Below are 23,328 nucleotides of genomic sequence, written 5' to 3'. Positions count from 1 at the left end.
GCAGGGCGGTATCCGTCGTCCTCCCCCTGGGGGCGTTCTGCGGTGCCTTCTACCCCCTGCTTCAACCGCCGTCCCACGCCGCAATGGTGACCGGGTTCACCGCGGTGCCCGGCGTCGCCGCGGCCCTGGTGGTCGGGGTGGCGGCCGCAGCCGCTGTCCGGACGGCACCGCACCCGGTCTGGCCGCTGGTGGCGCTGGCAGCAGTGGACGCCGTGCTCCGAGCCCCCGGTCCGGTGACCGCCATCGCCCTCTACCTCGTGGCGGTCCACGGCCGGTCTCCGGTCGTTGCCGCGGTCGCTACGGGGACGACCTTCCTGTCCGTGGTCCCGCGGCCCGGTGTGGACTGGGACTCGGCTCTCGGCAACGCACCCCTGTTCGTGTGGCTGCCACTGGCCCTGGGGGCGTGGACCGCCGTTCGCGCCCAGGTGCTGGCCGGGCTGGTGGAGAGGGCCGACCGGCTCGAACGTGAGCGGTCCGCCTTGGCCGCGCAGGCCCGTGCCGAGGAACGGACCCGGATCGCCCGCGACATGCACGACGTCGTCGCGCACCGGGTGTCGCTCATCGTGTTGCGGGCCGGGGCTCTGGAGGTCGGCGCGTCTGACGGGGCCACCGCGGCAGAGGCGGAGCTGATCCGCCGGACCGGCCAGGACGCCCTCCTCCAACTGCGCCAGGTGCTCGGGGTGCTCGGTCGGTCGGGGGAGGCCGCTTCCGGCGCCCCGGACCTTCTGCGCCCCCCGCCCGCACTCGCGGACCTGGCGGAGCTGGTCGACCGGTCACGGTCGGCGGGCGTCCCGGTCGAGCTGGAAGTTCCGGACGGGAGCGGAGCAGACACGGGCGACCTCGTCGAGGAGCACGCCGTGTACCGGGTCGTGCAGGAGGCGCTGACCAACGTGCACAAGCACGCGGGGGGTGCCGCGGCCCGCGTAGCGGTGCGCCGGGAGCCCGAAGCCATCGAGGTCGAAGTCGAGAACACACCGCCCGAGCGGGCTCCCCTGGCCCTGCCCGGGGCCGGGTCAGGCCTCATCGGGTTGCGCGAACGCGTCGAGGCACTCGGCGGCGACTTCCGGGCGGCGCCGACCCCTGAGGGCGGGTTCCGGGTGTGGGCGAGGCTGCCGACATGATCCGGGTCCTCCTCGCCGACGACGAGACGCTGGTCCGCACCGGACTGCGGATGATCCTGGAGACGGCCGACGACCTGGAGGTCGTTGGCGAGGTCGCGGACGGCGCCGAGGCACTCGCCGCCGTCCGAAGCCTCCAGCCGGACGTGGTCCTGATGGACGTCCGCATGCCCCGGATGAACGGGGTGGCGGCGCTCAAGGCGATCAACCGCGAGCCCGCTCCGCCCAAGGTCGTCATGCTGACCACGTTCGACCTGGACGAATACGTGTACGGCGCCCTGCGCGCGCGGGCTGCGGGGTTCCTGCTCAAGGGCAGCGGTCCCCGTGAACTGATAACGGCCGTCCGCGCTGTGGTCGACGGCACCGCGATCCTCGCCCCGGCCCTCACCCGTCGATTGGCCGACGCCTTCGCCGAACGCCGCCCCGCCGGAGTGCGCGACGCCCACGACCGTTTGGCGAGGCTCACCGCACGGGAGCGTGACGTCGTCGACGGTGTGGCCCGGGGGCTGGCCAACGCGGAGATCGCCCGGGAGCTGGTGATGACCGAGACCACGGTCAAGGCCCACGTCAGCCGGTCCCTGGCCAAACTGGGTCTGGCCAACCGGGTCCAGATCGCCCTGCTCGTGCGCGATGCCGAGCGGTGAGAGCGCACCCGTCCGGAGCCCCGGGGTTCGTGGTACGGCGGGGATCTTCGGGTACCTGCCGGGCCCCGGAGTCCGTCCGGTCCCGGGTCGGGCACGGCACGGCTCCGCTAGCATCACGCGGATGAGCGCTCCCCACCGCGATCCCTGGCCCGGCGTCGTCCCGGGAACCGAGAACGAGCACGCCGCCTGCGCCGACCTGTGGACGCGCGCCCTCGCCCACCGCGACGGAACGGCACCCGACCCCGCCGACAGGGACCGGGTGCTGCGCAAGCTCGGCACGCCGCCCCACCTGCTCCTCGTAGTGCGCCCCGTGGAGGGCGGCGGCCCGGCCGGGTTCTCGCTGAGCTTCCCGCCCGCCGCCGGGGACCCGTCGCGCACCGCGCACCTGGCCTTCCTCGCGCTGGACCCCGGCCGTCGGGGGCGCGGATGGGGACGCCGCCTCCTGGCCGCCACCCTGGACCGCCTGTCGGGGACGTCCGACGCGGTCACCCTGGAGGTCCTCCCCGACAACGCGGCCGCCCGCGCCCTCTACGGGTCCACGGGATGGCGGGTGGTCGGCGAGGGCCGGTTCGAGGGCTCCGGCCGGTCCAGCGTCGTCTACCGCCTCGACCTCGGCCGGGGTTGACCGCCCCGGGCCTCCACGCGTGCGCGCGGTGCCTCCTCCGGCGGGCGCCCTCAGGGCGCGAAGGTGGGGTCCGGGACCACGGCCACGTCCAGGACCAGCGGCTCGTCGCGGTCGGCGAGCCCGGGGACGACCTCGTCCAGGACCCGCACCAGGTCGCCGTGGGCGCGGACCTCCGCCGCCGGGCAGCCCAGCCCCCGGGCGAGGGCCGCCAGGGAGACCTCGCCGAACGCGGGCCAGGGCGGCTTGCCTCCCCTGTGCTCGGCGAGGCGGTCCATGATCGCGTAGCGGCCGTTGGCCAGGACGACGAAGAGGACCCCGGCCCGGTAGCGGTGGGCGCTCCACAGCGCCTGCACCTGGTACAGCGCGGACCCGTCGCCGACGACCGCGACCACGGGGCGCCCGGGGGCGGCCATGCGGACCCCGGTGGCGGCGGGGAGCGCGAAGCCGAGCCCGCCCATGGCGGCCGACAGGAAGCCCAGCGGGGCGCGGGCGGGCAGCAACCGGTGCAGCTGAGGCCGGCTGGAGGGGGTCTCCTCGACCACGACCGTGTCCGGTGCGATCCGTTCGGCCAGCGCCCGCAGGACGTGGGCCGCGCGCAGCGGCTCGCCCTCCGCCGGCGGCGCCGTCTCCTCAGGGGCCGCCGCAGGTCGGGGCGCCGGTGACACGGGGCGTTCGCGCACCAGGTCCGCGACCACCGCCGTGAAGGGCGCGACCGGGGCGATGACGGCGATCCCCGCGGGCCCGCGGTGGGCCTCCGCAGGGTCCTCGGAGACCATCGCCAGGCGGGTGCCGGGGACCACGAGGGGGCCGTCCGCGTAGATGTACTGGCGGAAGACCGGGGCGCCCGCCGTGAACACCGCGTCGTGGCCGCGCAGCGCCTCCCGCAGCCGTGAGCGCTCGGCGGGCAGGTGTCCGGCGAACAGCGGGTGGTCCTGGGGGAACCCGGCGCGTGCGCCGAAGCTCTCCTGGTAGACGGGGGCGCCCAACCGTTCGGCGAGTGCCGTCAGGGCGGCCCACGCGGGCGCGCTGTCGGCGCCGGCCCCCACCACCAGGGCGGGGTGTGCGGCGCCGTCCAGGAGCGCGGCGACCTCGGCCGCCGCACCGTCGTCGGGGGCCACGTGCGCGGGGCGGGCCACCCGCACCGCCGCGGCCCGGGGCTGTCCGGGGTCCACCGGATGCGACCAGTCGTCCATGCACACGACGACCAGGGCGGGGCCGCGTCCGTGCGAGGCCTCGTGGTGGGCGCGCACGACGGCTGCGGGCACGTCCTGGGCGCGCGGGGGCCGGTGGACCGCGACCGGGTAGTCCCCGGCGAGGCCTTCGAGCCGTCCGGCCAGGAAGGGCTCGTGTTCCAGGTGGCGGCGGTCCTGCTGGCCGACCAGGACCACGAGCGGCGCGCGGTTGACGCGCGCCGTGGCCAGGGCGCCGACCGCGTTGCCCAGGCCGGCGGTGGTGTGCAGCAGCACCATCGCGGGCCGGTCGCGGGCGAGGGCCCAGCCCGTGGCCATGCCGACCACGGAACCCTCGTGCAGTCCCAGGACGAAGTCGATGTCGTCGGGCAGGTCCACCAGGAACGGGACCTCGGTGGAGCCGGGGTTGGCGAAGACCGTGGTCATCCCCAGCTCGCGCATGGCCCCCAGGGTCTGCTCGCGCACGGTCGGCCTCGTCTGCTCGGGCACGGCGCCCCTCTCTCGGTCGGTGCGGACGGGACGGCCCGGCTCGGCGGTGGGCGTCCCGGTCAGCGGTACAGGGCGGCCAGGTCGGCCTCGGTCCCGATGAGGCCGTCCTCCAGCATCAGGTCGGCGAGGACGCCCACGGACTCCTCGTTGACGGCCTCGGGCCAGCGGGGCAGGCGGATGTCGGTCAGGGCGGCCCCGTCGATCTCGGTGTACTCGCCGAGGATGCGGCGCACCTCGTCGGGGTTGGCCTCGGCGTAGGCGAAGGACTCCTGGAGGGCGGCCTCGATCTCGTCGACGAGTTCGGGTTCCCGGGCCAGCATCTCCTCGGAGGTGAAGTAGGCGGCCACGGACAGCTCGGGGTGGGTGTCCACGAAGTTGGAGGCGATCTCCCGGTTGCCCGCGTCGAGGGCGGCGGTGGTGAAGGGCTCGACGAGCCAGGCGGCGTCGATCCGGCCGTTCTCCAGGGCGGGGACCATGTCGGGGAACGCCATCTCGACGAACTCGATGTCGGAGGGGTCGCCGCCCGCCTCGCGGACGGACTCCCGGACGGTGGTGTCGCCGATGTTGAGGAGGTTGTTGGCGGCGACCGTCATGCCCTCCAGGTCGGCGGCGGTCTCCACGGGGCTGTCGTCGCGGACGAACACGGCGCTGAAGTCCGCGCCCTGCTCCCCGTTGCTGGAGACGCCGTTGGCGAACACCTTGAGGGGCAGCCCCTGGTCCCGGGCGACGAGGAGGGAGACGGTGTTGCCGAAGGCGAACTCGAAGTTCCCGCTGACCACGCCGGGGATGGCGGCGGCCCCGCCCGAGCCCGGCTGGATCTCCAGGTCGATGCCGCGGTCGGCGAAGAAGCCCTGGTCGACGCCGAGGTGGAGGGGCGCCACGTCCACGATGGGGATGGCGCCCGCGGTGATCCGGCGCAGGCCGCCCTCCCCGTCCTCCTCGCCACCGCCGCCGGAGCAGGCCGTGGCGAGGACGAGTACGGCGATACAGCTGAGGGCGGTCGACTGTCGGCGCATCTGTGTCTCCTGAGTCGGTCGGCGGTCGGGGAGGGGTCGCCGCGCCGGGGGGCCGGTGGGGGCGGGGCCCGAACTCACGACAGGCCACGGATGTACGTTTTGCGAACAGCTGTGCTGAACGCGAACTTAAGTGATCCAGGTCACCGGGTCAAGGGTGTGGCCCGGGTTTCCGGCGCGGGTGGCGGCTTGGCAGTTCTGCGCTTTTCGATTCAGGGAGTTACTGGATGGCTACAATTCAAGGGATTTCTTAAGCTATAAGAGGCCTTGAACGAGGCGTTCTGTTGTCCTGGCCCGTCAAGGGCACCGAGGAGTATGCGGAATGGTTCCGAACGCTGATCAAGGAGGACCTTCGTTCAGCTGCCCAGGTCGCCGAAGCTGTTGGGGCGTTGCGGCAGGAAGGCCCCATGCTGGGACGACCACTTGTTGACCGGCTCAAGGGATCACGTCTGCACCACCTCAAAGAGCTTCGCCCGGGCTCCGGTGGGAGCTCTGAGATCAGGATCGTCTTCGCCTTCGATCCCTCGCGTTCGGCTCTGCTTCTCCTCGGGGGTGACAAGTCGGGAGACTGGAGACGGTGGTACCGGACCAATATCCCGCGTGCCGAGCGGCTCTATGCCGAATACACCGACGAGCCGGAGGAATGAGCATGGCCAAGCGCACACCGGAGGACTGGGGGTCCCTGGAGCAGGAGCTGTACTCGGCGGGCGTCAGCCCTGAGGAAATCGAAGAGGGGACCCGCCTCCTCCTGGCCGAGGCTCGCGGGCACCAGCTTGCCCTCACCCGGAAACGTCATGAGCTCACCCAGCGGGAGATCGCGGAGGCCATGGGGGTGAGCGTCGCCAGAGTGTCCCAGATCGAACACGGCGAGGTCTCCTCCTTCGACGTCGTGGCCCGATACGTGGAGGCGATGGGTGGTCGACTCGAGCTCGTGGCAGACTTCGGCGACCACCTCCTGCGCATGCCCGTCAGCGCTCCGAGGGAAGGGACGGCCGCCTGAGCGGTCAGGCGGCGGGTGTGCCCTGATGGTGGTACAGCCGCCACACTCCGTCGGGGTTCAGGCGCCACAGCGAACTCCGCAGCGCCCGCACCCCGCCGCGGTCGGTGGTGTAGGCCAGGTGCACCACCCCCGGTGCGACCAACCGTCCTGCCATGCCGGTAACCCGGACCGGCGCCGCCCCGGCGGGCACCGGCCCGTCCGTGGTCGGCAGCTCGGTCAGTATCGCCTGACGGTTCCAACGTCTCCCTGACCTGCCGACCTCGGTGAACTCCGGGTCCAGCAGCTCCCCCGCCAGGTGCCGTGACGCGCGCACCCGGGGGTCCAGCAGCCGCAGCTCCCCCTCGATCGCCCGCTCGACACCGTCGCCGTCCTCCATGCCGTACCCCTCACCCGCCACACGCGGTGGTTCCTCGCCGCTGGCCGACACACGCCTCGTTCTCCCTCTCCCAGCGTCTCACCACCTCGGGCGGCCCGCTCCCCGGGACAATCCCATGGCAGAGGATTTCGGCATGTCCCGACGCGGCGACATCTGCGGCCTGAGCGCCGCCGTGGCCGAGAGGTGAGGGCGGGGGCCGAGAGACGAGGAGGTGCCGTGGCTGTGCGACGAGGGGCGGACGGACTCCGGGCGGAGTTCGTCGCCAACCGGGAACGGGTCCGGTCCTGGCCGGGGCGGTGGGGATGCGGTGAGGTCGAGTGGCCGCCCTTCCACGAGATCCCCCGGCCCTGGGTGGTCCCGCCCCGCAAGCGGAAGAGGTGGCTCGAACGACACGCGCCCTTCCTGGAGGAGTACGAGTGGCGGCTGGAGGCGACTCCCGCGGCCGAGGGCGTCAACTCGCTCCAGGCCGTGTGGGCCTTCGGCGGGGGCCACGGGTTCAAGGAGCTGACCATTCGCCTCGAGAGCTACTTCGACCCGGACTACCTGGCCGAGACGCTGGCCCTCGGCATCGGCGCGGCCGGTCTCAGGGGCTGGAAGGACGACGACGTCCACGGCGTGTACACCTGGCTCCGCGACGGTGCGCGCCACTGCCTCTCCCCGGGGTCCGGCGCCGTGCGCGGACAGCACCGCACGGGCTTCCTCCTCTGCTCGATGTCGTGCTTGGCGATCAGCAGCACCGATGTCGTGACCGAGGTCCGCGCCACCCTCACCGGCACCGCACTGGACGGCGCACCGCTCACCGCGGACGGCCGGAGCTGACGTAGGCCCCCCGGGGGCGGGTGCGCCCGCGAAGGCGCGGCCCGGCCCCGGCGGCGCCGATCGTGCCGTACCGGCCGCCGTCAGCCGCCGGTGAGGACGACCAGGCGCTGCGTCGCGCGGGTCATGGCGACGTAGCGGTCGACCGCACCCTCGATCCCCTCGCCGAACCCCTGCGGGTCGACGAGGACGACCAGGTCGAACTCCAGCCCCTTCGCCAGCTGCGGTGTCAGGGAACGCACGCGCGGCGTCGCCCGGAACGCCGGATCGCCGATGACGCAGGCGGTCCCCTCCGCGTTCCCGGCGAGCCACGCGTCGAGGACCCTGTGCAGGTCCTCGACGGGTCCGTGCGTGACGGGGATCCCGCCCGCGCGCACCGAGGTCGGCACGTTGGCGTCCGGCAGCGCGGCCCGGATGACCGGCTCGGCCTCCGCCATGACCTCCTCCGGCGTCCGGTAGTTGATGCTCAGGGAGGCCGTCGCGATCCGGTCGAACCCGACCCGTTCGAGCCGTTCCCGCCACGGCTCGGTGAACCCGTGCCTGGCCTGGGCGCGGTCCCCGACGATGGTGAAGCTCCGGGAGGGGCAGCGGAGCAGCAGCATGCGCCACTCCGCGTCGGTCAGCTCCTGGGCCTCGTCCACGACGATGTGCGCGAACGGTCCGGCGAGGAGGTCCGGGCTCGCGGAGGGCAGTGCGGCCTCGTCCACCAGGGTGTCCTGGAGGTCCCGTCCGTGCAGCATCGTCACGATGCCCTCGCCGTCGTCGTCCGCCGCGAGCAGGTTGTCGATGACGCCCGACATGCGCTCGCGCTCGGCCGCGACGGCGGCCCTGCGCCGGCGTTCGCGCAGTGACGCCCCCGGGTCGCCCAGGCGCCGGCGCGCCGCGTCCAGGAGCGGCAGGTCGGACACGGTCCAGGCCTGGGCGTCCTCCCGCTGGAGCCCGCGGACCTCGTCCGGGTCCAGCCAGGGCGCGCACAGGCGCAGGTAGGCGGGGACGGACCACAGGTCGCCGACGAGATCGGTCGGCTCGATCATCGGCCACGCGCGCTGGAGGGCCGTGACGAGCTCCTCGTCCCGCATGAGCGAACCGCGCACGAGGTCGGGGGTGACGTCCTCGTCGTCGTGCTTGTCGGCCACGATCGACGCCAGCTCGTCCCAGATCTGCTCACGCGCCTCGTTGTGCGGGGTCCCCGGCCCGGGGGCCGAGAACGCCTCGGCCCAGTCGTCGGCGCCCAGCCAGACCTCGGACCAGTCCGTGGAGACCGTCATCCCCTCGGCAGGCGGCTTCTCGTAGAACCTGACGGCCGCCTCGATCGAGTCGACCAGGCCCGCCGACGACTTCAGCGCGGCGACTCCGGGGTCCTTCTCCGGCTTCGCCGAGGCGCCCTCCGGGACGAGGTCCCGCAGGGTGCAGGTCTGCACGCCCTCCTCCCCGAGGCTGGGAAGGACGTCGGCGACGTAGGCCAGGTAGGGCTGGTGCGGACCGACGAACAGCACGCCGCCCCGGCGGTGGCCGAGCCGCGGGTCGGAGTACAGGAGGTGGGCGGTGCGGTGCAGGGCGACGACGGTCTTCCCCGTGCCCGGCCCGCCGTCGACGACCAGGGCGCCGCGGGACCCGGCGCGGATGATGGCGTCCTGATCGGCCTGGATGGTGCCGAGCACGTCCCTCATCCGGGACGACCGGTTGTCGCCCAGGCTGGCGATGAAGGCGGACTGGTCGTCGAGGGCGGCGTGCCCCTCGAACCCGTCGGCGGTGAACACCTCGTCCCAGTAGTCGCTGATCCGGCCGCGGGTCCACCGGTACCGGCGGCGGCTGGCCAGCCCCATCGGGTCGGCGTGGGTGGCCGCGAAGAACGGTTCGGCCGCCGGGGAGCGCCAGTCGATCAGGAGGCGGCGCCCCTCGACGTCGGTGAGGCCGAGCCGCCCGATGTAGACGGGATCGGATCCGTCCGCGCCGACGATGTGCCCGAGGCACAGGTCCAGGCCGAAACGGCGCAGGGCGCGCAGGCGGTTGGCCATCCGGTGGATCTCCAGGTCCCGGTCCAGGACCTCACGCCCCTTGCCGACGGGCGCGCTGCGCCGGGCGTCCAGGCGGGCGGACAGTTCGGAGACCGACTGTTCGAGGCTCTGCGCGATGGACGCGAAGTGCCGTTCGTCGTCGGCGATCAGGGCCGGGGCGGCCTTGGCGGCGAGGTGCTCGGGGAGGTCGAACGCGCTGGTGGTGAGGCTGTTCACGCCGTCTCCCATGTCGTCGGTGCTGGTCACGAAGGACGATTCTGCAGCACGACGGGGGTCTTGCCGCAAGCCCCCGGGTGCGCTATAAGTTGAGAGTGGAGAGGAGTTCCCAGAACCCTCTCCTTTTTCGTGCGCCGGGGGCGGGCCCCTGGGGGGACGGCCCGGTGGGCCGCCGCACGCGTACGGCGGTCGGCGGCCTCAGCCGGCGGGACGCAGGTGGTCCAGGGCCTCCGGCGGAACCGGGTAGGGGCGCTCCTCGGGGAGCAGGCGGGCGGCCGCGGCGGTGTCCCCCTCCCGGACGAGCGCGTGCACACGCCGGACCAGCGGGGTCACATCGGTGATGGACACGGTCCACTCGTCGGCGTAGCGCCGCGAGGCCTGCCCGGACAGCCCCAGCTGGAGGGACCGGTGGGCCAGCGGGGCCAGGCTCAGGTTGCGTTCGGGGTCCCACTGCACACGCGCGGAGGACTCCCGCAGCCGACGCCTCCACGTCTCCCGGTCGGTGTGCACGCGGGGCTCGAAGTGCGACAGGCACGCGTCGCGCAGCGCGAGCTCGAACCCCTCACGGCTGATCTCCACCGCCAGCACGGTCTCCTGGTCCTTCTTGAGACCCCACCCGCATCGGTACATCATCCACATGAATGACGGTTTCACCCAGGTCATCCGCTCCCTCTTCCAGGAGGAGGGGAAGCGGCCCTGCCGGGCGGCGGGCAGTCCGATGGAGGGGGTGTAGGCCTGGTAGACGGTGACGGAGGTGTCGGTGTGCAGGGCGCGGATCTGGTACCGCGGGACGTCGGGGGCGTTCATGACCGCTCAGGGTGGTGCCCCGGCCGGTCCCCGGGCAACCGGATTTCCGGGGGCGACCGCTCCCCCACCGGTGGCGCACCGGCCGCTCAGACGACCTCGGGCGCGGCCCGCATGCCGACGTAGGCGTACCGTGTGCCGTCGGCGGACGTCGTGAAGACCACCGGCATCCAGTCCTCCCCGAAGGAGGTACCGCTGACGGATGCCGCGAACACGGTCGCCGTGGCCGTCTCCTCCACCGGCACCAGGTCCGCCTCCAGCGGCGGCGAGAAGCGGCTCATGCCGTCCACGAACTCGTAGACCATCCGGAGGCCGTTCCCGCCCCCGGTGACGGTGATGACGACGCCCGGACGGCGGTAGGCGCCGGTGAGGCGGGCCGTGTCCACGGCGGGAGGCTGCTCCGGAGGAGCGAAGCGGTCGGGCATGCGCACGTCGGCCAGAGAGGCGAGCAGTTCCCCGAACAGGTCGGCGTAGAGGCTGCGCGCCCCTCCCCCGTTGGTGACCAGGGCCAGGGCCACCCCCGCGCCCGGCACCGCGCGCAGGTAGGAGTACTGGCCGGTGGCGGCGCCGTCGTGCCCGAAGCCCCGGACCCCGTCCCAGTCGTACAGGGTCCAGCCCAGGCCCCACCCGGCGGCCTCGACGGACCACTTGTCGGGGGACTCCGCCTGCAGTTCGCGCATGGCCCGCACCGTGCGGGGGGCCAGGACACGGACGCCGTCCGCCGCCCTGCCGTCCTCCAGGTGCGCCCGCGCCAGGCGCACCATGTCTCCGGCGGTGGCCAGGACCATGGCCCCGGGGCTGGACGAACGCGTCATGAGGTCCCAGGCCGGGGCCGGTTCGGGGCCCTCCCCGGCCCCTCCCGTGTGGCCCATCGCCGTGCGGAAGCGCAGGGCCTCCTCCGGGAGGGTCATGGTGTGGTCCAGGCCGAGGGGGTCCAGCACCCGGTCCCTGAGCGCCCGGTCCCAGGTGCTGCCCGTCAGGACCTCGATGACGCGGCCGAGCACGCTGAACCCGCTCGTGCTGTAGGAGAGCGCGGTGCCGGGCGGGCAGTCCAGGTCCTCCTTCGCGCACGCCGCGACGAAGCGAGCCAGGCAGTCGTCGCCCCGACCGGTGTCGACGACGAGGTCGCAGCTGAGTCCGCTCGTGTGGGTGAGCAGGTGGCGCGGGGTGATGACCCCTGCGGCCTCCTCGTCCGCGAGGGAGAAGTCGGGCAGGACGTCGCGCACCGGTGCGTCCAGGTCCAACAGGCCCTCTTCGGCCAGGCCCATCGCCAGGGTGGCGGTGTAGACCTTGGCGACGGAGCCGAGCTGGAAGACCGAGTCGGCCGTGGTCTCCACTCCGGTCCCCCGGTGGAGTACCCCGGTGGCCAGTTCGTGGACGGTGCCGCCGGTGAGGACGGCCAGGGCCGCCCCGGGGACGCGGTGGGCGGCGCCGAGCTCGTCGAGCCGGCCCTGCCAGTGGGAGGTGTCGAAGCCCATGGTCGTTCCCCGCCTTCGTGCGTACAGCGTTCTCTTATTGCGAACACCGTACGCACAGGGTCGGGTGTGCGCAAGGGAGAACGCTGTCCGCTAGTCTCCGCTCGAGGTCGGTGGCGATCGAAGGAGGCTTCGTGGCAGGTCGGGCCGGAGCGGTCCCGTCGGTGTGGGCCAGGCGGAACAAGTCCGGGGGGCAACCCGCGCTGAGCCGGGACCGCATCGTGGCCGAGGCGATCGGACTCCTGGACGAGGAGGGCATCGACGCCCTGAGCATGCGCGCCCTGGGCTCCCGGCTCGACGCCGGGGCCACGTCGCTCTACCGGCACGTGGCCGGCAAGGACGAGCTGATCGAACTCGTCGTGGACGAGGTCTACGGCGAGCTGCCGGTGCCGTCCTCCGAAGGGGCCGGGGGCTGGAGGGCCGCGGTCGAGGGCAACGCCCGGGACCTGAGGGCGGCCGCCCTGCGGCACCCGTGGATGGTCTCCGTGCTCGGCCGGGTCGGGCTCTCCCGTCTCGGCCCGAACCTGGCGCAGGTGTCGGAGGGGCTGCTCGGCGTGTTCGAGGCCGCGGGCTTCGGCGTGGAGGAGGCCGACCAGGCCATGAGCACCGTGACCGCCTACGTCATGGGCATGGTGACCAGCGAGGTCGCCTACCTGTCGGTGTTCGCGCGCAGCGGCCGCAGCGAGAGCGAGTGGCGGGAGAGCCTCGCACCCGCCATGGAGGAGTCGCTCCGGGACCTTCCGAGGCTGCGTGCAGGACACGCCGCGCAGGAGGGCAGGAGCCTGGAGGAGATCCGCGACAGCGGCTTCGACTACGGCCTCCAGCGGGTCCTGGACGGACTGGAGGCGCGGCTCGCCCGCCTCGGCGGCGACGGCTGAGGCACGGGTCAGAGGCCGCGGGCGGGGACGGCGGCCTTGAGCAGCATCTCCTCGTACTCCTCCTCGGGGTCGGAGTCCAGCACGATCGCGCCCCCGGCCCCGATGGTCAGTTCCCCGTCGGCGCTCACGGCCGTGCGGATGACGATGTTCAGGTCGGCGGTACCGGTGTGCGACAGGTAGCCCAGCGCGCCGGAGTAGACGCCGCGGGCCGAGGACTCCAGGCGGTCGATGATCTCCATGGTGCGCACCTTGGGCGCCCCGGTCATCGACCCCCCGGGGAAGCAGGCGCGCACCGCCTCGACGGTGGACACGTCCGGACGGAGCCTCCCGCGCACCGTGGACACCAGCTGGTGCACGGTCGCGTAGGACTCCGTGTACATGAACGCGGGCACCTCCACGCTGCCGACCTCGCACACCTTTCCCAGGTCGTTGCGGAGCAGGTCCACGATCATCAGGTTCTCGGCGCGGGTCTTGGCCCCCGTGCGCAGCTCCTCGGCCGCGCGCGCGTCGGTGGCCGGGTCGGGGTGGCGCGGTGCGGTGCCCTTGATCGGCCGGCTCTCCGCGGTGCGGTCCGCCTCCACCCGCAGGAACCGCTCGGGCGAGGCGCTGAGCACGCTCACGCCGCCCAGGCGCAGCAGGGCGGCGTAGGGCGCGGGGTTGGCGGCGCGCATCCGGCGGTAGAAGTCCAGGACGTCGCCGTCGGCGGGCCTGCGGACGCGGTTGGTCAGGCAGATCTCGTAGCTCTCCCCCGCCGTGAGCTGCCCCAGGCACTCCTTCACGTCGCTGACGTAGCCCTCCCGCGGGCGCTCCAGCAGGGGGGCCAGGTCGGCTGCCGGAGCGGGGGGCGCGGGCGGCGCCGGCGGCGCGAGCCCGTCCAGGGAGGCCAGGGTGCGGGCCAGCCAGTCGTCGCCGTCGGGGAGGCCGTCGGCGCAGACGGCGTAGGTGCGCCCGAGGACGTGGTCCACGGCGACGAAGCGGTCGCAGCGCAGCCACACGGCGTCGGGGGTGGACGACGTGTGGGCGGCGGCGCCCCCCGTGTCGGCCTTGCACTCGTAGCCCAGGTAGCCCACGTAGCCGCCGGTGAAGTCGAAGGGCAGTCCCGTGGGGGCGGGGCCGGGGCGCCCGATCCTGCGCTCGAGGGCGTCGAAGACGCTCCCGGGTTCGTGGTGCTCGGCACCGTCGGCGTCGCGCACGCGGACGGGGCCGCCGACCCTGTAGGTGAGGACCTCGCCGGTGGCGGCGCCGAGGAAGGAGAAGCGGGCGGGCCCCTGGGGCCGGGAGCTGTCCAGCCAGAACGCGTACTCGGCGTCGCCGTACAGGTGGCAGAAGGCGGCCTCGGCGTCGACGGCGCGCGGTAGTTCGAGGGTTCGCGGCGCGCCCGAGGGGCGGGCGGCGGGCGTCTCGGGCGCCCGGGGGTGCACCGCCGCGGGAGGGGCGGGGGCGGCCTCGGCGGCGGACGCGCGCACCCCCGCCGACGCCCGTGCGGGGCGGGACGCGGACAGGTGCGCGCGGGCCATGTCCAGGAAGTTCGCGACCAGGTCCGCTCCGAAGTCGCTGGCCACCGACTCGGGGTGGAACTGCACCCCCCAGCGGGGCAGGCGCCGGTGCTCCAGCGCCATGACCACGTCGTCCTCCGCCCAGGCGGTCGCGGCCAGGGGCTCGGGAAGGGGCGCCGGGACGGCCAGGGAGTGGTAGCGCACGGCGGTGAAGTCCTGCGGCACACCCGCGAAGAGGCCGCGGCCCGTGTGCCGGACCCGCGTCAGGTGGCCGTGGCGGGGCTGGGGGGCGGAGACCACGTCGGCTCCGGCCAGGTGGGCGATGGCCTGGTGGCCCAGGCACACGCCCAGGACCGGAAGGCGCCCGTCCGCCAGGAGGTCGGGGACGCGGCCCAGGTCACGGGGGTTCTGGGGTCGGCCCGGTCCGGGCGAGACGACGACGGCGTCCACGGAGAACGTGTCGAACGCGGCCCAGCGGGGGTCGTCGTTGGTGAGGACCAGGGGGGTGTCGCCGAGGACGTGCGCCACCAGTTGGACGAGGTTGTACGTGTAGGAGTCGTGGTTGTCGATCAGCAGCAGTCTCAAGAGGGAATCCGCAGGTAGAGGTCCTAGGCGGTCCCGATATCAACCGGTCTGCCCGGGGGTTCCCGGGATCTCCGCTCCAGGTCCATTCCACGAGGAGAACGCACATCCCGCCATTTCTGTCCTATTTTGACACCTCAGGTTGCGGCCCGACCCTCGCGTGGCTGGCAGGGGACCGTTCCGCCGGGCCCAGGGACGGGGGCCGTGGTACGGGACGCGCTTCCGACGGTTGCCGGAGGAGGTGGGGACGGCGTGAACGGGCGGGGAGGGGACCCGGGCGGCCTGGTGTGCGCCCGGCGCGAGGAGGGCACGGCGGTTCCGTCCACAGGTACGTGAGGGGCCTGGTGGCGGGATGCCGGTCCGGGTAGACAGGTAGTCAGAGGTGGAAGGCGGCTCCTCCACCGGACAGGGAGTGGACGATGTCCTACGTGATGGCCATGGCCGTGATCCTCATCATGGTGGCGCTGGGCGCCCTCCTCGTCGGGGCGGTGACCACCGTGTCGGGCTCCGCGCGGTTCGACCACCCGCGTGCGGAGTGGAGGCAGCACTCCGCAGCGCCCGGACACGGGGTCCCGGACGCGGCGGAGGAGGAGCTGCGCCTGAGATACGCGCGCGGCGAGATCGGCCGCGAGGAGTTCCTCCAGCGCAAGATCGATCTGGAGCGCTGACCGCCCGGCCCTCCTGCGGCCGGGCTCAGCCGGTCATCTCCTCCAGGGTCTTGCCCCGGGTCTCCTTCACACACTTCCAGACGAAGAAGAACGAGATCGCCGCGAAGGCGGTGTAGATCAGGTACGAGCCGCTCAGGTTCCAGTCGCGCAGGCTCGGGAAACTCACCGTGACCAGCCAGTTGGCAAGCCACTGCGTGGCGGTGGCCACGCCCATCGCCGCAGCCCTGATCCGCAGCGGGAACATCTCCCCCAGCAGCACCCACACGACCACACCCCACGACAGGCCGTAGAAGAGGACGAACGAGCTCGCCCCGGTGAGCGCCACCACTCCCCAGCCGAAGCCCAACTGCGCCGTGTCGCCCACCACCGTGGCATGGCTGAACGCGAACGCGGTCGCCGCCAGGGTCACCGTCATGCCCGCGGAGCCCACCAGCAGCAGGGGCCTGCGGCCGATCCGGTCCACCAGCAGGATCGCCACGACCGTGCCGACGATGTTGATCACCGAGGTGAACAGGCTCAACAGGAGGGAGTCCCCCTCGGGGACCCCCACGGACTGCCACAGGGAGCTGGAGTAGTAGAAGATCACGTTGATGCCGACGAGCTGCTGGAACGCCGAGAGCGCCATGCCGACCCACACGATCGGCAGCAGGCCGAACCGCCCGCGCAGGTCCCGGAGCCGGGCGGGCCTCTCCGAGCCCAGCGCCTCCCGGATATCCGCGATCCGCCGGGCCACCTGCCGGTCTCCGCCGCCCTCCACGCGGCCCAGGACCTCTCCGGCCTCGTCCGCGCGGCCGACCCGCACCAGGAAACGCGGGGACTCGGGGATGACCAGGCTGACCAGGAGGTACACCAGGGCGGGCACGAGTTCGGCCGCCAGCATCCACTGCCAGGCCTGGAGCGGTCCGAGCATGTTGTGCGCGCTGCCGCCCGCCAGGCTCGCCAAAAGGTAGTTCACCAGCTGGGAGGCGGCGATGCCCAGGACGATGGCCAGCTGTTGGAGGGAGGCCAGTCGGCCGCGGTAGGCGGCCGGGGACACCTCGGCGATGTAGGTCGGGGCGATCACCGAGGCGATGCCGATCGCCACACCGCTGAGCACCCGCCAGGCGGTGAGGTCCCAGATGGAGAAGGGCAGCGCCATCCCCAGGGCGCTCACGGCGAACAGCACGCCCGCGATCCGCATCGTGCTGATCCGGCCCCTGCGGTCGGCCAGCCAGCCGGTGATCGCCGCGCCCACCACCGAGCCGAGCAGGGTGGAGGCCACGGTGAAGCCCAGGACGGCGGAGTTTACCTCGAACCGCTGCTGGATGGCGTCCACGGCCCCGTTGATGACCGCGCTGTCGTAACCGAACAGGAAACCGCCCATCGCCGCCGCGGCGGCGATCAGGGTCACCCGTGCGAGACCTGCTCCCTCCGCCCGGCCCGTCCCCCCGGCGCCGGGCCCGCCCGTCCTCGTCATCCCCGCTCCCTCCTCGGCGGCACTCCGCCGCCGTCGGCCGTCACCGACAGGGTGAACGCGGTGCGGGGGCAGGGGGACGGACGAAACGCCCACGGGGAAAAAGATGCCCGGCGCTTGGGCCCCAGCCGACCGGTCGCCTACCGGGGACGGGGACGCGGACAGGTCAGCCGGTCATCTCCTCCAGGGTCTTGCCCCGGGTCTCCTTGACGAACTTCCACACCAGGAAGAACGAGATCGCCGCGAAGGCCGCGTAGATCAGGTAGGCCCCGCTCAGGTTCCAGTCGCGCAGGCTCGGGAAGCTCACCGTGACCAGCCAGTTGGCAAGCCACTGCGTGGCGGTGGCCACGCCCATCGCCGCAGCCCTGATCCGCAGCGGGAACATCTCCCCCAGCAGCACCCACACGACCACACCCCACGACAGGGCGAAGAACAGCACGAACAGGCTGGCCGCGGCCAGGGCCACCGCGCCCCACACGAACGGCAGGGACACCTCCTCGCCGTCCACGACCGCGTTGGAGAAGGCGTAGGCGGCCAGGGCGAGCGCCACGGTCATGCCGGCGGAGCCCACCAGCAGCAGGGGCTTGCGGCCGATCCGGTCCACCAGCAGGATCGCCACGAAGGTGCCGACGATGTTCACGACGGAGGTGAACAGGCTCAGCAGCAGCGAGTCGGTCTCGGCCACACCGACCGACTGCCACAGGGAGCTGGAGTAGTAGAAGATCACGTTGATGCCGACGAGCTGCTGGAACGCCGACACCGCCATACCGATCCACACGATGGGCAGGAGGCCGTGGCGTCCGGTCAGGTCGCGCAGCCGGGGCCGGACCTCCGAGCCCAGGGCCTCGCGGATCTCCCCGATCCTGCGGTTGACCCGTTCCGTCCCGCCGCCCTCGACGTCGGCGAGGATGCCGCGGGCCTTGTCCACGCGCCCCACACGGACCAGGTAGCGGGGGGACTCGGGGATGAGCAGGCTCAGGCCCAGGTAGACCAGGGCCGGAAGCATCTCGACGCCCAGCATCCACTGCCAGGCCTGGAGCGGTCCGAGCATGTTGTGCGCGCTGCCGTCGGCCATCTGCGCGATCCCGAAGTTGACCAGCTGGGAGGCGGCGATGCCCAGGACGATGGCCAGCTGTTGGAGGGAGGCCAGTCGGCCGCGGTAGGCGGCCGGGGACACCTCGGCGATGTAGGTCGGGGCGATCACCGACGCCAGCCCGATGGCCGCGCCACCCAGGATGCGCCACGCGGTCAGGTCCCACACCGTGAAGGGGAGGGCCGATCCGAGGGCGCTCACCGCGAACAGCACACCCGCGATCTGCATGACCCTGATGCGGCCGAGCCGGTCGGCCAGTCCGCCGGCGACCGCGGCGCCCAGCACACACCCCAGGAGCGCGGACGCGACCGTGAAGCCGAGTGTGGCCGCGCCGACGTCGAACCGCTGCTGGATGGCGTCCACGGCCCCGTTGATGACCGAGCTGTCGTAACCGAAGAGGAAACCGCCCATCGCCGCCGCGGCGGCGATCATCGTCACGTGGACGATGTTGCCCTCACCCTCCGGAGTCTTCCCCGTACTGGACTGACTGGCTCCGCTCACGTCCACTGCCCCCAGCGCCATGTTGGTCGATAGCCCTCCAGGGTGAGCACACAAGGCGGCGGAGGTCACGGACAAAACGCCCACGGGTCAAAAGTTGTCCGGGGATTGGCGCTTCCGCGCCCCGGTTCGCCCCGGCATCGGGCCCCTCCGGCTGCCGGAAGCGGGGGCCTTCTCCCGGAACCGGCGCCCCCACGGCCGGGACCGCACGCCCGACGGGTGCCGGGTCGGCGCGGGCGGCTCCGCGCCGGACGGGAAACGGCGCTTCCGCACAAGACCTGCGCCGTGTTTTTGGCTCGTCCGGCGGCTGCGCGTTCCCGGCCCGCCCCTCCAGGATCATGACGTGACCACTTATCCCGCCCTGGCCGAGAAGGCCGTCCGCCGACAGAAGCCCACCCGGGAAGAACTCCTCGCGGTCCTGGCCGGCCCCGACGACGACCTGCTGGACCTGGTCGCCGCCGCTTTCCGGGTCCGGCTGCGCTACTTCGGGCGCCGCGTCAAGCTCAACTACCTCGTGAACATGAAGAGCGGCCTGTGCCCCGAGGACTGCTCCTACTGCTCTCAGCGCCTGGGTTCGCGGGCGGGCGTCGTCAAGTACACCTGGCTCAAGCCCGACGAGACCCGTGCGGCCGTGGCGGCCGGGGTCGGGGCCGGGGCCACCCGCGTCTGCCTGGTGGCCAGCGGTCGCGGGCCCACCGACCGCGACGTGGCCCGGCTCGCCCCCGCCATCGAGGGCATCAAGGCCGAGCACCCGGGCGTGGAGGTGTGCGCCTGCCTCGGCCTCCTCTCCGAGGGGCAGGCCCAGCGCCTGCGCGAGGCAGGGGCGGACGCCTACAACCACAACCTCAACACGTCGGAGGAGCGCTACTCCGACATCTGCACCACCCACGGGTTCGCCGACCGGGTGGACACGGTCGAGAAGGCCAAGCAGGCCGGCCTCTCCCCCTGCTCCGGCCTGATCGCGGGCATGGGGGAGAGCGACGACGACCTGGTCGACGCCCTCCTGGCCCTGCGGGAGCTGGGTCCGGACTCGGTTCCGGTCAACTTCCTCATGCCCTTCGACGGCACCCCGTTGGAGGGGACCTGGGAGCTGACACCGCAGAGGTGCCTGCGCATCCTGGCCGCGGCCCGGTTCGTCTTCCCCGACGTGGAGGTGCGCCTGGCGGGGGGCCGTGAGATCCACCTGCGCTCCCTCCAGCCGCTCGCCCTGCACATCGCCAACTCGGTGTTCCTGGGCGACTACCTCACCAGCGAGGGGCAGGCGGGCCGGGCCGACCGGGAGATGATCGAGGACGCCGGCTTCGCGGTACAGGGCGCGGGCGGGCCCGCCCTGCCGGGCGACCGCAGCGAACTGCTGAAACCGCGGCTGCGGGGTGCGGGGACGGCTCTTCCGCCCAACGTCTGACGTGCGTGCGCCCCTGTGGCCGGGAGCCCCGGCGCCGTGGGCGTCCGCCGAGGGCTCGTGCCCACGGGGCCCTGGGCCGGCCGTGCCCGCGTCCCGGGGGCCACCGGTCAGCGCTGGACGGGCTGCTCGGTGCCGTTCCAGAGGGGTGCCTGCTGGTAGCTCTGGGCCAGCTCGGCGGCCACCGCGTCCTCCTGGCGGTCGCGCACGCACTTGGCGAGCGTGAACGTGGACGTGACGACGTAGAGCAGGCCGAGCGCGAGGAACGCGCGGATCCAGAGGTCGACGGGGAGGTAGACGATGCCCGCGCCGACGCCGACCGAGGAGATCCCGAAGGAGATCGCGGACTGGAGGTAGAAGTGGGGGGAGGACCGGGGGGTGAAGGTGTTCATGTCCCCAGGGTGCCCCGCCCCACGCCTCCACGCCTGAGTACCGCTACTCAACGGCCCGTCGCCGTGTCCCCGGCCGGCCCTCGCGGGTCGCCCCGGCGGGCGGGGTCGGCGCCCGGCCGGCTCAGGCCGGGCTCGTCGACCGGTCGGGGCGGAAGGCGGACAGGTCGACACCCGGGTCCTCCCCCATGGCCAACCGGGCCGCGACCACGCCCTGGAAGGGGCCGAAGCTCAGCCCCTGTCCGCCCAGGCCCGTGGCCACGAGCACGCCGGGGAGCCGCTCCACCGGGCCCAGCAGCTGCAGGCCGTCGGGCGTGCCCGGCCGGAACCCCACCCGCGTCTCCACGACCGTCGCCTCCCCCAGCTCGGGCAGCACCTCCAGCGCGGTGGAGAGGTTGTGCAGCAGCCCCGAGGCCGTCACCCTCCGGTCGAACCCGGCCCCGGGTTCCAGCGTGCCCCCCGTGACCACCCGGTCCGGGCCGAACGCGGACACGAAGTAGTCGCGTTCGCCGAAGCGCACCACCGGCCAGGCCCGTGTGTCCCGGCCGGGGAGCGCGAAGTGGGTCATCTGGCCGCGTACCGGGTGCACCGGAAGGTCGACCCCGGCGACCGCGAGCAGCCCCGCCGACCAGGCCCCCGCCGCGACGATCACCACGGGCGCCTCCAGGTCGTCGGAGCCCACCCTCACCCCGGTGACCCGGTGGCCGTTCCAGAGCAGGCGTGAGTCGCCCTTGAAGTAGCGCAGGCCCCGCTCCTCGGCCGCGTTGAACAGCGCCGCACGGGCGGCCCGGCCGTTCAGCCTCGCCATGCCCTCGATGTACAGGCCGCCGTAGGGCTCGGGCACCAGGGGGAACCGGGCGCGCGGCTCCCCCGGGGCCAGCCGCTCCACCCGGCCCATCGTCGCGAACTCCGGGCGCTCGGACAGGGTGCGCATCAGGTCGAACCCGGCGTCGTCCCCCTCCAGGTCCACCGACATCCCGCCGACCACCTCGTAGCCGGGGGCGTGCCCGTCCTCCGAGAGCTCGGCCATGAGCAGGGGGTAGTGCTCCGCGGCGCGGGCCTTGAAGCCCCACACCGGCGCGGCGTCCCACGGGAACGGCCAGGGGAAGACGATGCCCGTCCCGGCCGCCGTGGCCTGCCCCAGGTGCGAGGCGTCCACCAGCGCGGTGGACACGCCCTTCTTGGCCAAGTGGAACGCCGCGCTCGTCCCCACGATCCCGCCGCCGACCACGATCACGTCCATGCCCCCACCCTGCCCCTCCCGGCTCCGCGGGACAAGCCGGACGGCCCGCGTGCCGTGACCGGGAAAGGGGTAAGGGTGCGCGATAGGTTGTGCTCTCCCGAGAGTCGACCCCCGATCCTCTGGAGGACGTGTACGTGGACGGATACACCTACTACGGGGTCGCCCTGATGCGCCGCCCCGGCCCCGAGCTGGCGCAGGGCATCGTGACCCACATGGAGCGGACGCCCGTGGACCCGGTCCTGGCCGCACGCCAGTACACGATCTACCAGGAGGCCGTCGCCTCGGCGGGGTGGCGGGTGCACGAGGTCGAGACGGCTCCGGCCCTGCCCGACTCGGTGTTCGTGGAGGACCCGGTGGTGGTGTGCGAGGACCTCGCGATCCTGGCGCGGCCCGGCGCCGACACCCGGCGGGGCGAGGTCGACGGGGTGGAGGCGTCGGTGCGCCTGCTGGGGCTGCGGGTGGCCCGGATCGAGGCTCCCGGGACGCTGGACGGCGGCGATGTGCTCCAGGTGGGGTCGACCGTCTACGTGGGGGTGGGCGGGCGCACCGACGCCGACGGCGCCGCCCAGCTCGAACAGCTGGTCAAGCCCCTGGGCCGCGAGGTCGTCCGCGTGGAGCTGGGCCGCGCGCTGCACCTGAAGTCCGCGGTGACCGCCCTGCCGGACGGCTCGCTGATCGGACTGTCCGAGCTGGTGGACGCCGACGCCCTGCCGCCGGTCCGCCGCCCACCGGAGGAGCGGGGCGCGCACGTGCTGCCCCTGGGAGGGCGGGACGTGCTGGTCAGCGCCGCCGCGCACGAGACCGTCCACGAGCTGGCGGCCGAGGGGTGGCGGGTGCTGCCGGTGGACATCTCGGAGTTCGAGAAGCTGGAGGCGTGCGTGACCTGCCTGAGCGTCCTGATCCCGGACCGGGCGCGCTGATCCGGGAGGCCGGGCGTGCGGGCGGCGGGGGCGCGGACCGAAAGGCGTCCGGGGCCCGCCCGCCCCGAATGTCCGTGGCGGTGCGTAGCGTCGCGGGCGCGGCAGAGCGAAACAGTGCCGGATCCCGTCCCCCGCACGGGGCCCGCCCGGAGGGAGACCACCATGGCCTACGCCGACGCCAACGGCGTCCACACCTACTACGAGGAGAGCGGTGCGGGAGAACCCCTGCTCCTGATGCACGGCGGGTTCGGCACGGCGGACGACTTCCAGGGAGGACTCGCCGCGCTGTCCGACACCTACCGCGTCCTCGTCCCGGAGCGCCGCGGGCACGGGCGCACGGCCGACGTGGAGGGGCCCTACGCCCTGGAGACGCTGGCCCTGGACACCGCCGCGTTCGTGGAGGAGGTGGCGGGCGGACCGGTCCGCATCGCCGCCTACAGCCACGGCGCGATGGTCGCGCTGACGCTGGCCGTGCTGCGTCCGGACCTGGTGTCACGCCTGGTGCTGATCAGCGGGGTGTTCCACCACTCCGCGCTGCTCTCCAAACCCGGCCCCGAGGGCGAACTGCCCGAGATGGTCGCCGGGCCCTACGCCGCCCTCTCCCCGGACGGTCCCGACCACATCCGCGTGGTCCTGCGCAAGGTGGCCGAGTCCATGGCCGTCGAGCCCGCGATGGAGAGCGCCGACCTGGCCGGGGTGAGGGCGCCGACGCTCGTGATGGTGGGCGACGACGACATCGTGCCCGTCGAGCACGCCGTGGCGGCGTACCGGGGCCTGCCCTCGGCGGAGCTGGCGGTGGTGCCGCACGCCTCCCACGCTCTGCTGTGGGAGCGGCCGGAGGAGTGCGCCTCCCACGTGCGGAGGTTCCTGGCCGGGGACGGTCCGCCCACCTTCATGCCCGTCCGGCGCGGGGCCTGACCCC

At 73.3% G+C, this 23,328-nt stretch carries 22 protein-coding genes; 11 read left to right on the top strand and 11 right to left on the bottom strand.

Annotated features, from left to right (window positions below; translation table 11 throughout):
* Window positions 1-83 precede the first annotated feature (83 nt).
* From ACFQBR_RS05035 to ACFQBR_RS05025, 3 genes are all read left to right on the top strand, one after another.
* Complete coding sequence (locus ACFQBR_RS05035) at window positions 84-1,121, top strand: sensor histidine kinase (RefSeq protein WP_378552192.1); 1,038 nt, start codon at window positions 84-86, stop codon at window positions 1,119-1,121.
* Window positions 1,118-1,762, top strand: a complete 645-nt coding sequence (locus ACFQBR_RS05030; protein WP_344175768.1) for a response regulator transcription factor — start codon at window positions 1,118-1,120, stop codon at window positions 1,760-1,762. The genes ACFQBR_RS05035 and ACFQBR_RS05030 overlap by 4 nt, the downstream gene beginning before the upstream one ends.
* Window positions 1,763-1,883: 121 nt before the next feature.
* Window positions 1,884-2,387 carry a GNAT family N-acetyltransferase gene (locus ACFQBR_RS05025; RefSeq protein ID WP_344175766.1) on the top strand — a complete coding sequence of 168 codons (504 nt, stop codon included), beginning with the start codon at window positions 1,884-1,886 and terminating at the stop codon, window positions 2,385-2,387.
* A 50-nt stretch (window positions 2,388-2,437) separates the two neighbouring features.
* Here the strand turns inward: ACFQBR_RS05025 and ACFQBR_RS05020 are convergent, their stop codons facing one another.
* Window positions 2,438-4,066: a thiamine pyrophosphate-dependent enzyme gene (locus ACFQBR_RS05020; RefSeq protein ID WP_344175764.1), complete on the bottom strand. Its 1,629-nt coding sequence runs from the start codon at window positions 4,064-4,066 to the stop codon at window positions 2,438-2,440.
* A 59-nt stretch (window positions 4,067-4,125) separates the two neighbouring features.
* Entirely contained in the window at window positions 4,126-5,082 is a 957-nt protein-coding gene (locus tag ACFQBR_RS05015; protein WP_344175762.1) for an ABC transporter substrate-binding protein, read from the bottom strand.
* 281 nt (window positions 5,083-5,363) lie between these two features.
* Here ACFQBR_RS05015 and ACFQBR_RS05010 point away from each other — a divergent pair, with 281 nt between their 5' ends.
* A complete protein-coding gene (locus ACFQBR_RS05010; RefSeq protein WP_344175760.1) occupies window positions 5,364-5,726 on the top strand; it encodes a type II toxin-antitoxin system RelE/ParE family toxin in 363 nt (120 codons plus the stop codon).
* 2 nt (window positions 5,727-5,728) lie between these two features.
* Window positions 5,729-6,079 carry a helix-turn-helix domain-containing protein gene (locus ACFQBR_RS05005; RefSeq protein ID WP_344175758.1) on the top strand — a complete coding sequence of 117 codons (351 nt, stop codon included), beginning with the start codon at window positions 5,729-5,731 and terminating at the stop codon, window positions 6,077-6,079.
* Window positions 6,080-6,083: 4 nt separating this feature from the next.
* Here ACFQBR_RS05005 and ACFQBR_RS05000 read toward each other — a convergent pair whose 3' ends face one another.
* The gene (locus ACFQBR_RS05000) at window positions 6,084-6,476 is read right to left on the bottom strand and encodes a nuclear transport factor 2 family protein (RefSeq protein ID WP_344175756.1); all 393 of its coding nucleotides are present in this window, start codon (window positions 6,474-6,476) and stop codon (window positions 6,084-6,086) included.
* Between the two features lie 195 nt (window positions 6,477-6,671).
* On the opposite strand from ACFQBR_RS05000, the gene ACFQBR_RS04995 reads away from it, so the two are divergent.
* A complete protein-coding gene (locus ACFQBR_RS04995) occupies window positions 6,672-7,274 on the top strand; it encodes a hypothetical protein (RefSeq protein ID WP_344175754.1) in 603 nt (200 codons plus the stop codon).
* Between the two features lie 80 nt (window positions 7,275-7,354).
* Here the strand turns inward: ACFQBR_RS04995 and helR are convergent, their stop codons facing one another.
* From helR to ACFQBR_RS04980, 3 genes are all read right to left on the bottom strand, one after another.
* Window positions 7,355-9,517, bottom strand: coding sequence for an RNA polymerase recycling motor ATPase HelR (helR, locus tag ACFQBR_RS04990; protein ID WP_344175936.1), 2,163 nt, complete (start codon window positions 9,515-9,517; stop codon window positions 7,355-7,357).
* Between the two features lie 186 nt (window positions 9,518-9,703).
* Entirely contained in the window at window positions 9,704-10,312 is a 609-nt protein-coding gene (locus ACFQBR_RS04985) for a DUF4291 domain-containing protein (protein WP_344175753.1), read from the bottom strand.
* Window positions 10,313-10,398: 86 nt separating this feature from the next.
* On the bottom strand, window positions 10,399-11,787 hold the full coding sequence (locus ACFQBR_RS04980; RefSeq protein ID WP_344175751.1) for a serine hydrolase domain-containing protein: 1,389 nt from the start codon (window positions 11,785-11,787) through the stop codon (window positions 10,399-10,401).
* Window positions 11,788-11,918: 131 nt separating this feature from the next.
* On the opposite strand from ACFQBR_RS04980, the gene ACFQBR_RS04975 reads away from it, so the two are divergent.
* Window positions 11,919-12,662: a TetR/AcrR family transcriptional regulator gene (locus ACFQBR_RS04975; RefSeq protein WP_344175749.1), complete on the top strand. Its 744-nt coding sequence runs from the start codon at window positions 11,919-11,921 to the stop codon at window positions 12,660-12,662.
* 8 nt (window positions 12,663-12,670) lie between these two features.
* On the opposite strand, the gene pabB is transcribed toward ACFQBR_RS04975, so the two are convergent.
* A complete protein-coding gene (gene pabB, locus ACFQBR_RS04970; RefSeq protein ID WP_378552185.1) occupies window positions 12,671-14,743 on the bottom strand; it encodes an aminodeoxychorismate synthase component I in 2,073 nt (690 codons plus the stop codon).
* Window positions 14,744-15,159: 416 nt separating this feature from the next.
* Between pabB and ACFQBR_RS04965 the strand changes: the two genes are divergently transcribed.
* A complete protein-coding gene (locus ACFQBR_RS04965) occupies window positions 15,160-15,408 on the top strand; it encodes an SHOCT domain-containing protein (RefSeq protein WP_344175745.1) in 249 nt (82 codons plus the stop codon).
* Between the two features lie 25 nt (window positions 15,409-15,433).
* Here ACFQBR_RS04965 and ACFQBR_RS04960 read toward each other — a convergent pair whose 3' ends face one another.
* The gene (locus tag ACFQBR_RS04960; protein ID WP_344175743.1) at window positions 15,434-16,864 is read right to left on the bottom strand and encodes a sugar porter family MFS transporter; all 1,431 of its coding nucleotides are present in this window, start codon (window positions 16,862-16,864) and stop codon (window positions 15,434-15,436) included.
* Between the two features lie 163 nt (window positions 16,865-17,027).
* Entirely contained in the window at window positions 17,028-18,476 is a 1,449-nt protein-coding gene (locus ACFQBR_RS04955) for a sugar porter family MFS transporter (RefSeq protein WP_352982510.1), read from the bottom strand.
* A 319-nt stretch (window positions 18,477-18,795) separates the two neighbouring features.
* On the opposite strand from ACFQBR_RS04955, the gene bioB reads away from it, so the two are divergent.
* The gene (bioB, locus tag ACFQBR_RS04950) at window positions 18,796-19,857 is read left to right on the top strand and encodes a biotin synthase BioB (RefSeq protein WP_344175739.1); all 1,062 of its coding nucleotides are present in this window, start codon (window positions 18,796-18,798) and stop codon (window positions 19,855-19,857) included.
* A 107-nt stretch (window positions 19,858-19,964) separates the two neighbouring features.
* Here the strand turns inward: bioB and ACFQBR_RS04945 are convergent, their stop codons facing one another.
* Window positions 19,965-20,246 carry a YiaA/YiaB family inner membrane protein gene (locus ACFQBR_RS04945; protein ID WP_344175736.1) on the bottom strand — a complete coding sequence of 94 codons (282 nt, stop codon included), beginning with the start codon at window positions 20,244-20,246 and terminating at the stop codon, window positions 19,965-19,967.
* A 121-nt stretch (window positions 20,247-20,367) separates the two neighbouring features.
* On the bottom strand, window positions 20,368-21,486 hold the full coding sequence (locus tag ACFQBR_RS04940; RefSeq protein ID WP_344175734.1) for an NAD(P)/FAD-dependent oxidoreductase: 1,119 nt from the start codon (window positions 21,484-21,486) through the stop codon (window positions 20,368-20,370).
* A 134-nt stretch (window positions 21,487-21,620) separates the two neighbouring features.
* On the opposite strand from ACFQBR_RS04940, the gene ddaH reads away from it, so the two are divergent.
* Entirely contained in the window at window positions 21,621-22,406 is a 786-nt protein-coding gene (gene ddaH / locus ACFQBR_RS04935; protein ID WP_276567192.1) for a dimethylargininase, read from the top strand.
* 162 nt (window positions 22,407-22,568) lie between these two features.
* Window positions 22,569-23,324, top strand: coding sequence for an alpha/beta fold hydrolase (locus tag ACFQBR_RS04930; RefSeq protein WP_267950077.1), 756 nt, complete (start codon window positions 22,569-22,571; stop codon window positions 23,322-23,324).
* Window positions 23,325-23,328: the final 4 nt, after the last annotated feature.

It is taken from the genome of Nocardiopsis tropica (assembly GCF_042660575.1).
GTDB classification, from domain to species: Bacteria; Actinomycetota; Actinomycetes; order Streptosporangiales; family Streptosporangiaceae; genus Nocardiopsis; species Nocardiopsis tropica.
This window is presented reverse-complemented; position numbering and strand designations above follow the sequence as displayed.